General features: G+C 67.5%; 13 protein-coding genes. 1 reads left to right on the top strand and 12 read right to left on the bottom strand.

Annotation, left to right across the window (positions count from 1 at the left end):
- Positions 1-8 precede the first annotated feature (8 nt).
- From OX958_RS10100 to OX958_RS10120, 5 genes are read right to left on the bottom strand one after another with little or no spacing between them, the layout of a single operon-like run.
- On the bottom strand, positions 9-320 hold the full coding sequence (locus tag OX958_RS10100) for a hypothetical protein (protein WP_270136995.1): 312 nt from the start codon (positions 318-320) through the stop codon (positions 9-11).
- Positions 317-1,153: a hypothetical protein gene (locus tag OX958_RS10105; protein WP_270136997.1), complete on the bottom strand. Its 837-nt coding sequence runs from the start codon at positions 1,151-1,153 to the stop codon at positions 317-319. The genes OX958_RS10100 and OX958_RS10105 overlap by 4 nt, the downstream gene beginning before the upstream one ends.
- A 60-nt stretch (positions 1,154-1,213) precedes the next feature.
- Positions 1,214-2,161: a sugar kinase gene (locus OX958_RS10110; RefSeq protein ID WP_270136998.1), complete on the bottom strand. Its 948-nt coding sequence runs from the start codon at positions 2,159-2,161 to the stop codon at positions 1,214-1,216.
- Positions 2,162-2,218: 57 nt separating this feature from the next.
- Positions 2,219-2,836, bottom strand: coding sequence for a bifunctional 4-hydroxy-2-oxoglutarate aldolase/2-dehydro-3-deoxy-phosphogluconate aldolase (locus tag OX958_RS10115; RefSeq protein WP_270139028.1), 618 nt, complete (start codon positions 2,834-2,836; stop codon positions 2,219-2,221).
- An 11-nt stretch (positions 2,837-2,847) separates the two neighbouring features.
- Entirely contained in the window at positions 2,848-3,684 is an 837-nt protein-coding gene (locus OX958_RS10120) for a hypothetical protein (RefSeq protein WP_270137000.1), read from the bottom strand.
- Between the two features lie 465 nt (positions 3,685-4,149).
- Between OX958_RS10120 and OX958_RS10125 the strand changes: the two genes are divergently transcribed.
- Positions 4,150-4,443, top strand: coding sequence for a hypothetical protein (locus OX958_RS10125; protein WP_270137002.1), 294 nt, complete (start codon positions 4,150-4,152; stop codon positions 4,441-4,443).
- A gap of 64 nt (positions 4,444-4,507) precedes the next feature.
- Here the strand turns inward: OX958_RS10125 and OX958_RS10130 are convergent, their stop codons facing one another.
- The 7 genes from OX958_RS10130 to OX958_RS10160 all read right to left on the bottom strand — a co-directional run bounded on the left by OX958_RS10130 (position 4,508) and on the right by OX958_RS10160 (position 13,099).
- A complete protein-coding gene (locus OX958_RS10130; protein WP_270137003.1) occupies positions 4,508-5,932 on the bottom strand; it encodes a GH1 family beta-glucosidase in 1,425 nt (474 codons plus the stop codon).
- Between the two features lie 68 nt (positions 5,933-6,000).
- The gene (locus OX958_RS10135) at positions 6,001-7,005 is read right to left on the bottom strand and encodes an ABC transporter ATP-binding protein (protein WP_270137004.1); all 1,005 of its coding nucleotides are present in this window, start codon (positions 7,003-7,005) and stop codon (positions 6,001-6,003) included.
- A complete protein-coding gene (locus OX958_RS10140) occupies positions 7,002-8,045 on the bottom strand; it encodes an ABC transporter permease (RefSeq protein ID WP_270137005.1) in 1,044 nt (347 codons plus the stop codon). The genes OX958_RS10135 and OX958_RS10140 overlap by 4 nt, the downstream gene beginning before the upstream one ends.
- 3 nt (positions 8,046-8,048) lie before the next feature.
- Complete coding sequence (locus tag OX958_RS10145; RefSeq protein ID WP_270137006.1) at positions 8,049-9,029, bottom strand: ABC transporter permease; 981 nt, start codon at positions 9,027-9,029, stop codon at positions 8,049-8,051.
- On the bottom strand, positions 9,026-10,093 hold the full coding sequence (locus OX958_RS10150; RefSeq protein ID WP_270137007.1) for an ABC transporter ATP-binding protein: 1,068 nt from the start codon (positions 10,091-10,093) through the stop codon (positions 9,026-9,028). The genes OX958_RS10145 and OX958_RS10150 overlap by 4 nt, the downstream gene beginning before the upstream one ends.
- An 80-nt stretch (positions 10,094-10,173) precedes the next feature.
- On the bottom strand, positions 10,174-11,853 hold the full coding sequence (locus tag OX958_RS10155) for an ABC transporter substrate-binding protein (protein WP_270137008.1): 1,680 nt from the start codon (positions 11,851-11,853) through the stop codon (positions 10,174-10,176).
- A 220-nt stretch (positions 11,854-12,073) separates the two neighbouring features.
- Positions 12,074-13,099 carry a LacI family DNA-binding transcriptional regulator gene (locus tag OX958_RS10160; RefSeq protein ID WP_270137009.1) on the bottom strand — a complete coding sequence of 342 codons (1,026 nt, stop codon included), beginning with the start codon at positions 13,097-13,099 and terminating at the stop codon, positions 12,074-12,076.
- Positions 13,100-13,198 lie beyond the last annotated feature (99 nt).

The raw sequence follows: 13,198 nt of genomic DNA on the forward strand, positions 1-13,198 counted from the left end.
CAATCAGCCTAGGGTCTCAGGCCAGCCACGGCGGCGTACACGTCACCCGGGGACAGAGGACGCGGGTCTGAGCGCCACTTCGCCAGGGCGTCGGCGTGGGTGGTTTCGTCGGCTTGGCCGACGCCTTCGGCGATCAGGGTCTTGGCTCGGGGGATGTCGATCTCTTCGTACGTGAAGCGGTTGTCGATGTAGAAGTCGTTGCGCAGGGCGTTGTTGTCGTGGAAAAAGCCGGTGTTCTGGACGTAGCCGTACATGTTCTCGTGGGCGAGTGCGGCCACCCACAGGCGCTGGCCGCCTTTGGTGACGAGGTAGAGCTTCATCTGCCGGTCCCATCGACTTGGCGGCCCTGTGATCTGTGGGCCTGGTGGTTGGAGTTCAGGCGGTCGGTGCTGATCTTCGCAGGCGCCGGTGGATCTGACCGGCGTGAATCACCGAACGTGTTGACCTCGACCGGTACGCCGCCCAGGGTCCGCAGGCTGGCGATGCCAGGAGGTGGGGACAGTGAGTTCGACAGTTGGATGCACAAAGCGCGCGCCGCGGCACGGTCGGCAGGGTTCGCCTCAGCGCTTCGCTCGATCTCGTACGGCGCTGTGGTTGCTTCCTTGACACTCACAGAAGCGGCGGAGTGGAACTGCACCTCGACGGTTTCGCCCGACTGTCGCTGGAAGCCGACGTGGATTCCCTTGTAGCGGCTGCCTTCGGTGTACGAGTGCATCGCCGCGACTGGTCGCCAGCCGGCGGCGCGCAAACGGTCAACTGTCTGGGAGGTCTGCGAGACCAACTGCTGTGGTGAATCGGACAGCATCGTGTACCGCAGGACGTCGTCCGGCTCGTCGTCGTCGAGTGTCTCCAGCAGATCGGCGTACTTGCGGGCGAGGGACAGCGGCGATTTCACCCTCGACTCCAGCTTGTATGTGGTGCTGCCGTCCGGCAAAGCGCTGACGAACTCAGCCGTGATGGCCGGCTCGTCGACAACTCTTGCGCAGAGGGTCTCCAGCGCACGTCGTACCGGCTCTTGGCCGTGCGCGCTCAGCAGTTCGGCCTTGGTCGGCACAGGGTCACCCCAGTTGAGGGGATGGTGACGTGCCAGTCGCCGGTGTAGCGCGGCGGGCTCCGGGAGGTCTTCGAGTTGGGCGCCTCCCGTCGTGGTCACTCGTCAACGGTAAGCAATGTGGGTCTTGCTGTGGGGTGGTTCTTGAGGGCTGTGGATAAGTCAGCGGAGGGCGGTGCCGTGGGTGTGGGTGAGGAGGGTGAGGTCTGCTCGGGTGGGGAGGGATTCCCAGTCGCCGTGGGCGCCTACGCAGAAGGCGCCGCAGGTGGTGGCGCGGGTGAGGCGGGCTTCGGTGGGGAGGTTGTCGAGGGTGGCGGAGAGGTAGCCGGAGACGAAGGCGTCGCCGGCGCCGATGGAGTCGACGACCGTTACCGACAAGGCCTGTTGGTGGGTGGTGCCTTCGGCGGTGTGGGCCCAGGCGCCTTTGCTGCCGGCGGTAGTGACGACCTCGGTCGCGTGGCCGTTGAGGAGGTCGGCGACTGAGTCGGGGGCGTCGGTGAGGATGTCGAGTTCGTCGTCGGAGGCGAAGATTGTGGTGATGTGGGGAAGGAGTTCGCGGAGTGCGGTGGCTGCTTCGGCGCGGGACCAGAGGCGGGCGCGGTAGTTCACGTCGAGTGAAACCTGTACTCCGGCGGCGGAGGCTGCCTGTACTGCGGCGAGCGTTGCGGCGCGGGCTGTTGCCGAGAGAGCTGGGGTGATGCCGGTGACGTGGAGGATGCGTGGCACGGCAGTCGGAGAGGCGCCGGTGAGGGCAGTTACGCATTCCTCGGCGGTGAGAGTTGAGCCGGCGGAGCCTTGGCGGTGGTAGCTGACTCGGGTGATGTCGTGGGCCGGCTGGTCGAAGGCGATGAAGCCGGTGAAGGACTCGTCGGTGAAACGTAGATGGCGGGTGTTGACGTTTTCGGCGCGGAGGGTTCGCTGGATCAGGCGACCTGGTTCGTCGTTGCCGACGGCACCTAGCCAGGTGACGTCATGGCCTAGGCGGGCGAGGCCGATCGCTACGTTGCTCTCTGATCCGGCGACCGACAGGTGTACGTCGCCGCCTAGTCGCAGTGCTCGGGAAGAGCGTAGCGAGACCATCGCCTCGCCGAAGGTGAGTACGTCGGTCATCAGAACTCCTCGAGCGAGGGGAAGGCGCGACCGTCGTTCAGGCCAGCCTCAGGGCGGTCAGGCATCGGCGACCGCGCGGAGGAAGGCAGCGGCGCGGCTGGCGAGTTCGGACTGCGAACCGCCGGTGCCGGCGTCGCCGAGAAGGGGAGAGCCCAGGCCGACAGCCAGTGCGCCGGACTGCAGGTACTGCGGGGCGGTGGTGACGTCGACTCCGCCGACCGCGATCAAAGGTGCGTCGGGGAGCGGAGCGCGGAGTTCACGGAAGTAGCCAGGCCCATGGAGCTTGGCGGGGAAGATCTTGACGGCCATCGCGCCTAGATCCAAGGCGGAGATGATCTCGGTCGGAGTGAGCGCGCCGCACAACAAAGGGAGCCCCAGTTCGACGCTGTGGTGGGCGCCGCGGGTGATGGCCGGCGTGACGACGAAGTCCGCTCGCGCGGCTGCGACCTCGTCTGCCTGAGCCTCGCTGACGACGGTCCCCGCACCGATCAGCACCGACGCATCGAACTCTGTTCGGGCCCTGGCGATCGCCTCCGCGCCTCCCGGCGTGGTGAGCGAAACTTCAACGATGGTGATCCCGGCAGCCACCAGTGCGCGGATGCACTCCAGCGCCCGGTCCGGTCCGTCGGCCCTGATGATGGCCAGTACCTTGCGTTGGGTGAGTTCCGCGAGCATCTGCACTTGGTTCACTCCTTGGACGAAGTCGAAGACGAAACCGTGACGACAAGTCGCCAGCTGAGCTCACCCGAAGCCGGTACTACGGCAGCGTCGCCCGGCCCGGCCTCGTCCAGCCCGAAGACCCGGCCCAGCATCGGCTCCACCCCCAGACTCCGGTACGGCGCGTCTGCCGGATACCCACCCAGATTCCGCCACACCGCCGTCGAAACCGGTTGCCCAGGGCAATTCAAGTGGAAGGTCAGCGTCTGTGGGCCGTCGACAACAGAAGCCGTCGGGCAGTCGACGAGCACCGCGCCGACCGCAGTACCGTCTGTCGGACCGTAGGTGGCGAGGCCGAGGTCAGACCAGTTGCCGCTTTCCTTCCAGCCCGATCCGTCCTGGGGATACAAACGCCCCACGGTCTCCGCTGGCACGTCGACGACAGCGCCGACCGCGCAGTCCAGAAGGGCGTGGGCGGCCCAGATGAAGCGGTAACCCGGGGGAGCGATCAAGCGGTAGTCGGCCCAGATAGCGCCGGTCTCGTCCATCTCGGCAGGAGCGTCGCCGCCGTTGAAGCGGCGGAGCAGGACCGCGTCGTCGTACGGGACGACGTCCCAGTCATCGTCCTCGTCGAGTGAACCCCACGGCTGGTTCCAGAGGCCGCCGTGGTCGGGGACACCGCGGACGGTGGGGAAGCACTCATCAAGACCACCGACGTCGATATAAGTCGTGAAGCCTTCCCGCTCGCCAGAGATCAGGCCCGGGCCGCCCCACAGCCACTCGCGGCCGCCGAGGAACAGCGAGGTCCAGCGGCCGCCGTCGTCCAGATCGACGACTACCTCGTTCGTCGGGGGTTCGGTCACCATTCCGCGAAAGATCCGTCCTCGTGTGTCCACACCGGGCTGCGCCAAGCGTGGCGCATCTGGTCCACCGACCGTACCGCGCCCTCGTCCGCAGTGATCCCCACCCCGGCGCCGACCCGGCGGCACCGACCGCGACCTTGCTGAAGGCACTGATCGCACCGAAGACCTGATGCTCGGCCGGTACTGAGTGTGGTGGTCGGTGACTTCGCGGGAACACCGACCACCACTGACGTCTATTGGATCAGATCCCCGAGGGGTTGGGCACCAGTGGGCACCTCTTGGTCACCTGGGTGACTGTCGGTGTCGAGTCGCGCCAGTCAGGGTGACGACTCCGATCCGGAACTACGCTATCCTGCAAGGCTGGTCTCAGCGAACGTCGAAGCGAAAGGAGATGCCATGCAGCGGCGAACCTAGCCGCCCACCCCCGGACGGTCCGGGTGGCACGGCGGCGGTTCCGAGAGGAACGAGATGTCCCGCACAGACAAGACGAAACCCCTGTGGGTTCGTCACATCGAGCATGCCCCCCGCGCGGTCCATGACCACCGCTTCGGCCCCTGTGACCTGCCTCCGGCCCCGACCCGCGAGACCCCCGACACCCGCTGCCGCTGGGACCACCCCGCCGCGATCTTCTACCGCGCCACCTGCTGCGCCGGCTGCAGCGTCCGTGGCTGTGTCAAAGAGCGCCAGGGAATGAACGCCGCCGAGAACCGCAGGTCCCGCTACCAGGCCCGCGAGGAAGCCCGTCGGTACGTCCGCGACTGAGCTCTGGGCATGCCAACGGCCCGGACGCCAGGCGCCCGGGCCGTTCAGCAGCTTCTTACAGCAGTTACTTCAAGCGGTGCTGCTGAACTACGTCCTTCAGGTAGAGGGCACTCTGTTTCGGGATCCGGGCCTGGGTCTCATAGTCGACCCGGACGATGCCGAAGCGCTTCTCGTAGCCGTAGGCCCACTCGAAGTTGTCCATCAGGGACCAGGCGAGGTAGCCGCGGATGTCGGCGCCCTGCTGGATCGCCTCGGCGACGGCGGCCAGGTGGGTGGCGAAGTACGCGGTCCGGCCCTCGTCGGCGACGTAGCCGTTCTCGTCGGCGATGTCGTCGAAGGCGGCGCCGTTCTCGGTGATCACCATCGGCAGGCCGGGGTACTCCTTGCTGATCCCGACCAGCAGGTCGGTGAAGCCCTCCGGGACGATCTCCCAGTCCATCGCGGTGCGCGGCCGGTTCAGCGGCAGGCTGCGGGTGATCGGCAGGCCGTCGTCGCCGACCGTGCGGCCGTTCTCGTCGAAGCCGGTGAACTGCTGGCTGAAGTAGTAGTTGATCCCCAGCACGTCGATCGGCGCCGAGATGGTGGCCAGATCGCCTTCCTGGACGGGGATCTCGACCCCTTCGGCGGCCAGGTCGGCGATCACGTCGGCGGGGTAGCGGCCGTGTACGAGCGGGTCGAGGTAAAGCCGGCGGCCCATCCCGTCGGCACGGCGAGCCGCCTCGAGGTCCGGCTCCTGGTCACTGGCCGGGTACGCCGTGGCCGCGTTCAGCGTGATGCCGATGTCGAGCTTGCGGGGAGCTGCCTCGCGCATCCGCTCGGTGGCGAGACCGTGGCCGAGCAGCAGGTGATGCACCGCGGCGACAGCGGCCGGGTAATCCTGGCGGCCGGGCGCGTGGGCGCCGTACGCGTAACCGAGCATCGCGGAGCACCAGGGCTCGTTCAGCGTGGTCCAGGTGTCCACCCGGTCGCTCAGCGCATCGAAGACCAGCATCGAGTAGTCGGCGAACCGGTACGCCGTGTCGCGCACCGGCCAGCCGCCCGCGTCCTCGAGCTCCTGAGGGAGATCCCAGTGGTACAGCGTCACCCACGGGTCGATGCCCTGGGCAAGCAACTCGTCGACCAGTCGGTCGTAGAAGGCGATGCCGGCCGGGTTCACCCCACCCTTGCCGCCGGGCTGGACGCGCGGCCAGGAGACCGAGAACCGGTAGGTGTCGAGCCCGAGTTCCTTGATCAGCGCGACGTCGGCGGGCATCCGGGTGTAGTGCTCGCAGGCGATGTCACCGACGTCACCGTTGTCGATGGCGCCGGGGACCCTGCAGTAGGTGTCCCAGATCGACGGGGTCCGGCCGTCGACGTCGACGGCGCCCTCGATCTGGTAGGCCGAGGTGGCGACACCCCAGCGGAAGCCCGGCGGCAGGCTGGAGATCAGTTCCTGCTCGGCCGCCGGCGCGGTGAACACTGCGGAGGTGGGGACAGCGGTGGTGTTCATAGGTGGCGTACGGCGCCCGCCGGTGGGCGAGCGTCGTACTGGCTCCCTTCGTGGTTGGTGGTGGGAGATCAGCCGACGGGAACACGGCCGGGCAGCCAGCAGGCCACCTCGCGGTTCGGGTCGTTCCTGGCCTCGGGGACGCCGAGGACGGGGATCTCCGTCGAGCAGCGGTCGAACGCGTGCGGGCACCGCGGGTGGAACGCGCAACCGGTGGGCATACCGCGCAGGTCGGGCGGCGATCCGGGGATGCCGGCCAGTTCCTTGCGCGGACCACGGAGGGCAGGGAAGGACTTGAGCAGCCCTTCGCTGTAGGGGTGGAGGGAGTCCTTGTAGAGATCGGCCGACTTGGCCTGTTCGACGATCCGGCCGCCGTACATGATCGCGATCCGGTCGGAGAACTCGACCAGCAGCGACAGGTCGTGGGTGATGAACAGCACGGAGAAGTCCAGCCGCTCTCGCAGTTCGACCAGCTGGGCGAGGATCTGGCGCTGCATGACCACGTCCAGCGCGGTGGTCGGCTCGTCCATGATGACGACCTGCGGCTCCAGCACCAGCGCCATCCCGATCATCACCCGCTGCCGCATCCCGCCGGACAGCTGGTGGGGGTAGGCGTCCATCCGGTCCGCGGAGATGCCGACCAGCTTGAGCATCTCCTTGGCCCGCGCGAGCCGGGCCTCCTGGGACAGTTGCGGCTCGTGCGCGCGGATCACGTCGAGCATCTGGGTGGAGACCTTGTGCACCGGGTTGAGCGAGTTCATCGCGCCCTGGAAGACGATCGAGGTCTCGGCCCAGCGGAACGCCCGCAGCTCGGCGTTGCTCAGCTTCATCACGTCGTACGGGTCGCCGCCGGGCGGGTGATAGATCACGGAACCGCCGCTGATCACGCCGGGCGGCGGGAGCAGCCGGGTGATGCCGTAGGCCAGGGTCGACTTGCCGCTGCCGGACTCGCCGGCCAGGCCGAGCACCTCACCGCGGTGCAGCGTCAGGGTGACGTCGCGGACCGCCTGGACTGACTGCTCGCCGAGGCCGTAGTCGACGTTGAAGTCCTTGATCTCGAGAACAGGAGCCTTCATGCCACGCCCTTCGCTTCCTTGGTCCTACCCACGACCGGCGTGACCGGGGCGTCCTTGCTGGAGGTGTTCAGCACCGGGGTGAAGCCGACCCGCATCTTGACGGTCCGGCCGTCGGTGGTCTTGATCTTGGTGCTGCCGGAGCTGCGCAGCCGCGGGCTGACGAACTCGTCGATGCCGAAGTTGATCAGCGACAGCGCCGTACCGAGGATCGCGATCGCCAGACCGGCCGGGACGAACCACCACCACGCGCCCTGGGCCAGGGCCTGCTGGCTCTGCGCCCAGAACAGGATGGTGCCCCAGTTCCACTCCGAGATGGTCGAGATGCCGATGAAGGCCAGGGTGATCTCGGACATGATCGCGAAGATCACCGTACCGACGAAGCCGGAGGCGATGATCGCGGTCAGGTTCGGCAGGATCTCGACGGTGATGATTCGCCAGGTGCTCTCACCGGTGGCCCGGGCGGCCTCGACGTAGTCGCGCCGCCGCAGCGAGAGGGTCTGCGCCCGCAGTACCCGGGCTCCCCACGCCCACGAGGTCAAACCGATGACGAGGGCAACCATCAGGTCGCCCGCGCCGGGGATGGTGGAGGCGACGATGATGATCAGCGGCAGGGCCGGGATCACCAGGAACACGTTCGACAGCGCGGACAGGCTCTCGTCGGCGGCGCCGCCGAGGAAGCCGGAGCTGACTCCGATCAGGACCGACAACGCGGTCGCGATGATGCCGGCCAGCAGACCGACGAACATCACGCCCCGGGTGCCGACCAGGATCTGGCTGAAGATGTCCTGGCCGAGGTGGGTGGTGCCGAACCAGTGTTTGCCGGACGGCGGCTGGAGCAGGTCGCTGCTGCGCGCCGACGGGTCGAACGGCGCGATCCAGGGACCGATGATCGCGATCAGGCAGAAGAAGGCGAGCGTGATCAGGCCGGTCGCGGCCTTGCCGTTGGCAACGAATCGCAGCCGCTGACGTTTGGCCGGTACGGCGGCGGTGGCCGGGCCTTCGGGAGTGACCGCCGTGACGGTGCTGGCTGGTGCGGACATCGGTCAGCCCTCCTTGCGGGTACGGGGATCGAGGAGCAGGTAGGCGACGTCCGCGATCAGGTTGGCGACCAGCACCGACATCGTGATCACCAGGAAGATGCCCTGCAGCAGGGGGTAGTCCTTGGAACCGACGGCCTGGAACAGGTTGTAGCCGATCCCGGGGTAGGAGAAGACGATCTCCACCAGCAGCGTGCCGCCGACGATGAAACCGAGCGACAGGGCGAACCCCGACACGTTCGGCAGCAGCGCGTTGCGGGCGGCGTAGTTGAGCATCACCCGGCGCTCGGACAGGCCCTTGGCGTGCGCGACGGTGATGTAGTCCTCCGACGCGACGGTGACCATCATGTTGCGCATGCTGAGGATCCAGCCGCTTACCGAGGAGATCAGGATGGTGATGGCCGGCAGCAGGCTGTGCTGGACGGCGCTGGCGATGAACTCGCCGTTCCAGGACGGCACCAGGCCGGGCTCGTAGCCACCCGACGACGGGAAGAAGCTGCCACTGCCTGCCAGCAGGGCGATCGCCAGCAGGCCGAGCCAGAAGTAGGGGATCGACGAGATGAACGTCGTCACCGGCAGCAGGCCGTCGAGCCAGGAGCCGCGCCGCCAGCCGGCCAGTACGCCGAGGCCGGTGCCGAGGGCGAAGCTGATCACGGTGGTGATGCCGACCAGCGCGATGGTCCACGGCAGGCTCTGGCCGAGGACCTCCGAGACCGGGGTCGGGAAGAAGGTGAAGGACAGCCCGAGGTCGCCACGGAACACCTGGGCCCAGTAGTCGGTGTACTGGCTCCACAGACTCGCGTTCTTGTCCAGGCCGAACAGCACGTACAGCGACTGGATCGCCTCGGTGCTCATCTGGCCCTGGAACTTGTTGATCAGCGAGGTGACCGGGTCGCCCGGGATCATCCGGGGAATGAAGAAGTTGATCGTGATCGCGGCCCAGGCGGTGAACAGGTAGAACGCGATCCGCTGCAGCAGGAACTTCACTTGGCGGCCCCTTCCTCGTAGAGCCAGCAAGCGGCCCAGTGTTCGCCCTCGCCGGCGATGACCGGCAACTCGAACCTGGGCGGCAGTTCGGTGGAGCACTTCGGCATCGCGTGCACGCAGCGCGGGTGGAACCGGCAGCCGGTCGGCGGTGCGATCAGGCTGGGCGGCTCGCCGCCGCCCTCGTCCTCGGGGGCGTCCTTCGGGTCACCGACCCGGTCCAGCCGGTCCGGGTCCGGCGCGCTCTCGATCAGCAGCCGGGTGTACGGGTGCGCCGGATTCTGGGTGACGGTCTCGGAGTCGCCGCCCTCGACCATCCGGCCGGCGTACATCACCAGGGTCTCGTCGGCGAAGTACCGGGCCGAGGCGATGTCGTGGGTGATGTAGAGGATGGCTAAGTTCAGTCGTTCCTTCAAGTCCCGGAGCAAGTTCAGTACGCCGAGGCGGATCGACACGTCGAGCATCGAGACCGGCTCGTCGGCCAGCAGCACCTCGGGGTTGGCGCCGAGGGCGCGGGCGATCGACACCCGCTGGCGCTGGCCGCCGGACAGTTCGTGCGGGAACTTGTCCAGGTAGCGCTCGGGCGGGGTCAGCTGCACGCGCAGCAGCAGGGCGTTCAGGTTCTGCTCCAGCTCGGCCTGGCCCTTGCCGGCGCGGCCGTGGATCTTCAGCGCCCGGGTCAGGTGGTACCGCACGGTGTGGACCGGGTTCAGGGAGGCGAACGGGTCCTGGAAGATCATCTGGACCTGGCGGCAGTAGGCGCGGAAGCCGCGCCCGCCGCGCACGGTGACCGAGTCACCGTGCAGCCGGATGTCGCCGTCGGTGCGGGTGTAGAGCTGGGCCATCAACCGGGCCACGGTGGACTTGCCCGAGCCGGATTCGCCGACCAGCGCGGTGACCCGCCCCCGGCGAAGCGTCAGCCGGACGTCGTCCACCGCGTGGACGGCTTTGCGCTCCTTGGAGAACAGGTCGCGCAGCCCCCGCCGTACGGGGAAGTGTTTGGTGAGGCCTTCGGCCTCGAGGACCACGTCGCCCGTGGTCGACTGCTCTGTCTGGGTCGCCGTCATGACGTTCTCGATACTCCTAGCTCGATCGCGGCACCGCGGCCGGGATCCCCAGGTGGTGGGATCCCGGCCGCGGCGATTCCTCAGGAGCCCGCGGGCTTCAGGTTCAGGACGATCTGGAGTGCGTTCTGCTGGGTCGGCTGCGCCGGGCCGTACGGGTTGGCCTCGTCCGGCCAGCCCTGCCAGTTCTTGGTGCTGTACAGCGCGCCGACGTTGGAGGCTCCGGTCGGGATGATCGGCATCTGCTCGACCATGATCTTCTGGAGCGTGTTCAGCGCCTCGGTGCGGGCCGCGTCGTCGGTGGCGTTGGCGTACGCGTCCAGCGCCTTGGTGGCCTCGGGGGAGTTGAAGCGGCCGTAGTTGCCGCTCACGCCGCCCTTGCCGATCGGCTTGAGCAGCTTGCCGTCCATGATGTTCTGGTAGATGTCGTACGGCGTCGCGCCACCGTTGGTCCAGTGCATGCCGGCCTGGAAGGTGCCCTCGTCGAAGGCCTTGAACCAGGCGTCCTGGTTGGCCTTGTCGACGGTCGCCTTGATCCCGATCGTGGACAGGTTGTCCTTGATGATCTCCAGGCTGGTGATGTAGTCCGACCAGCCGGCCGGGTCGGTCAGCGCGATGGTGACCGGCTTGCCGGCCGGGTCCTTCAGCACGTCGCCCTCGAGCTTGAAGCCGGCGCTCGCCAGTTCGGTCTTGGCGGCCTCGACGTCGACGGAGTGCTTCTTGTCCTTGAACTCCGCGGAGATGAACGGCTCACCGGCCGGCAGCGGGATGCCGGTGTCGGACTCGATCTTCGGGTAGAAGTAGCCGGCCTCGGCCTGCATGAAGATGTCGTCGCGGTTGATCACCTTGTTCATCGCCCGCCGCAGCGCCGGGTTGTCGAACGGCTTGACGGTGGTGTTGATCCACAGGCCGTGGATGCCGAGGTTCGCCGGCGCCCAGACCTTGTGGTTCTTCTCGTCCTTCTTCTGGAAGACCGTCTTCACGTTCGGGACGAAGACGAAGCTCCACTCCGAGGCGCCGTTGGACAACGCGGTGGTCTGCGCGTTGTTGTCGTTGTACGACGTGTACCGCAGTTCCTTGACCTTCGGCAGGTCCTGCCAGTACGAGTCGCGGACCTCCAGCGTGGTGCTCTGCGGGGTGAACGACTTCAGCTTGTACGGGCCGGTGCCGATCGGGTTCTTCAGGGTGTCCTGGTTCGGGTCCTTGAGCGCGGACCACTGCGCCTTCGGCACGACGAACACGGTGAGGATCTTGTTCTGGTTGGTGAACTGGGACTTGGTGAAGGTCAGGTCGACCTTGTTCCCGGTGGCGGTGATCGTGCCGTACGGGATGGCGTCGATGTTCAGGCCTTCGTTGTCCTTGCGGAGCTGGAAGGAGTACGCGACGTCGTCGGCCGTCATCGGCGAGCCGTCGGAGAACTTCACGCCGTCGCGGACGGTGAGCGACAGCTTGGTGAAGTTGTCGGCCCACTTCCACTCCGTGGCCAACCAGGGCTTGCCCGGCTCGGAGGGCTTGATGCCGTTGATCATCACCAGCGGCTCGTAGATCATCCAGCGGTAGCCCAGCGAGGCCCCCGAGGACGAGCCCAGGAAGGGGTTGTGGTTCTCGGTCTGGGGACCGTTCGGCATGCCGACGTTCAGCACCGTCGCGGTGCTGACGGCGCCGGCCGTCTCGTTCTTGGCATCCCCGTTACTGCAGGCAGCCAGTGTGACTGCCGCGAGCACGCCCGTGAGGGCTAGCGCGACTGAGCGTCGAGCTCGCATCGTTCCTCCTGTGTTTCGTCCAACTGGTTGGCGGATGACTGTCGATTGACGGTCGGGTGGAGCCTGGGGGGCCTTCGCATCGTGCCGTGAAAGCGCTCTCATGGGAATATCGGCGGCGCTAACAGATCGGTATCGGTGCTGAGCTGTCTTCGTGGTGCGGTGCTGTCACCGGCGGCGGGGCGGGGGCAGCCACCCCGCCGCCGGAGCTTTTGCGGCGGTTCTAACGATCGAGGGGGTGGCGGGCGGCCACCGGGGCGGTTGAGCTGCGGACGATCAGCGTCGTCGGCAGCACTTGGGGCTCCTCCGGCAGCGGCTTGCCGCCGAAGTAGCCCATCAGCATCCGCGCCGCCGCCTGACCCATCTGGCGCATCGGCTGATGCACCGTGGTCAGGGGCGGTTCGGTGTGCTGGGCGTAGGGGATGTCGTCGAACCCGACCACCGACACGTCGTTCGGCACGTTCCGGCCGGTCTCCCGGACGGCCTGGATGGCGCCGCCGGCGGACAGGTCGTTGTGCGCGAAGATCGCGTCGAACCGGAATCCGGCGTCGAGGGCCTGCTGGACGCCCTTGCGACCGCAGTCGTGGGTGAAGTCGCCTTCGAAGACGAGCCGTGGGTCGAGCTCGATACCGGCCGCCGCGTAGGTGTCGCGGAAACCGTCCAGGCGTTCCTGGGTGCAGCCGAACCAGCCCACGCCGGTGATCACCAGCGGGTGGTGCCGGCCGAGTTCCAGCAGATGCTGGGCCGCGGCCGCGCCACCGGCGCGGTTGGTGGTGGCGACGGACGGGAAGACCGGCTGCTTGGCCCGGTCGTCGATCAGGACGACGGGCAGGCCGCGGGAGTGCAGTTGTTCGATGTAGGCGAGCGTGCCTTCCGGCTCGATCACCAGCAGGCCGTCGAAGGACTGGGCCGAGACCTGCGAGGCGAACTGCTGCATCGACTCCTCACCCCGGTTGCAGGTGAACAGCAGCAGGCCGTAGCCCTCGGACTCGACCACGTCCACGGCGCCCTGCAGCACCTCGCCCATCCAGGGCCAGGTCAGCGAGGGGACCAGCATCCCGACGATCCGGGTGCGGCCGCGGGCCAGTCCGACGGCGCGGGCGCTCGGCACGTAGCCGAGCTCCGCGATCACCTGCCGGACCCGCTCGGCGGTGCGCATGTCGAGTTCGCCCTTGCCGTTCAGGACACGGGAGACGGTGGTCTTGCTGACTCCCGCACGGGCGGCGACGTCGGCGATGGTGATCGACACTTCAGCTCCCCTCGGGCGGTTGGGGTTTCTGTTGCCGGCAGATGAACGGGATGTTCGGAACCGGTTTCGGAAGCGGTTCCGTAGAGTGAAGCCGAGTGA

Origin of the sequence: Kribbella sp. CA-293567, from assembly GCF_027627575.1 — a bacterium.
Taxonomy (GTDB): Bacteria; Actinomycetota; Actinomycetes; order Propionibacteriales; family Kribbellaceae; genus Kribbella.

Excerpts from the sequence above, each read along its gene's own strand:
- OX958_RS10100 (WP_270136995.1), bottom strand. The coding sequence starts at position 320 with ATGAAGCTCTACCTCGTCACCAAAGGCGGCCAGCGCCTGTGGGTGGCC.
- OX958_RS10110 (WP_270136998.1), bottom strand. The coding sequence starts at position 2,161 with ATGACCGACGTACTCACCTTCGGCGAGGCGATGGTCTCGCTACGCTCT.
- OX958_RS10115 (WP_270139028.1), bottom strand. The coding sequence starts at position 2,836 with ATGCTCGCGGAACTCACCCAACGCAAGGTACTGGCCATCATCAGGGCC.
- OX958_RS10120 (WP_270137000.1), bottom strand. The coding sequence starts at position 3,684 with ATGGTGACCGAACCCCCGACGAACGAGGTAGTCGTCGATCTGGACGAC.
- OX958_RS10125 (WP_270137002.1), top strand. The coding sequence starts at position 4,150 with ATGTCCCGCACAGACAAGACGAAACCCCTGTGGGTTCGTCACATCGAG.
- OX958_RS10130 (WP_270137003.1), bottom strand. The coding sequence starts at position 5,932 with ATGAACACCACCGCTGTCCCCACCTCCGCAGTGTTCACCGCGCCGGCG.
- OX958_RS10135 (WP_270137004.1), bottom strand. The coding sequence starts at position 7,005 with ATGAAGGCTCCTGTTCTCGAGATCAAGGACTTCAACGTCGACTACGGC.
- OX958_RS10140 (WP_270137005.1), bottom strand. The coding sequence starts at position 8,045 with ATGTCCGCACCAGCCAGCACCGTCACGGCGGTCACTCCCGAAGGCCCG.
- OX958_RS10150 (WP_270137007.1), bottom strand. The coding sequence starts at position 10,093 with ATGACGGCGACCCAGACAGAGCAGTCGACCACGGGCGACGTGGTCCTC.
- OX958_RS10155 (WP_270137008.1), bottom strand. The coding sequence starts at position 11,853 with ATGCGAGCTCGACGCTCAGTCGCGCTAGCCCTCACGGGCGTGCTCGCG.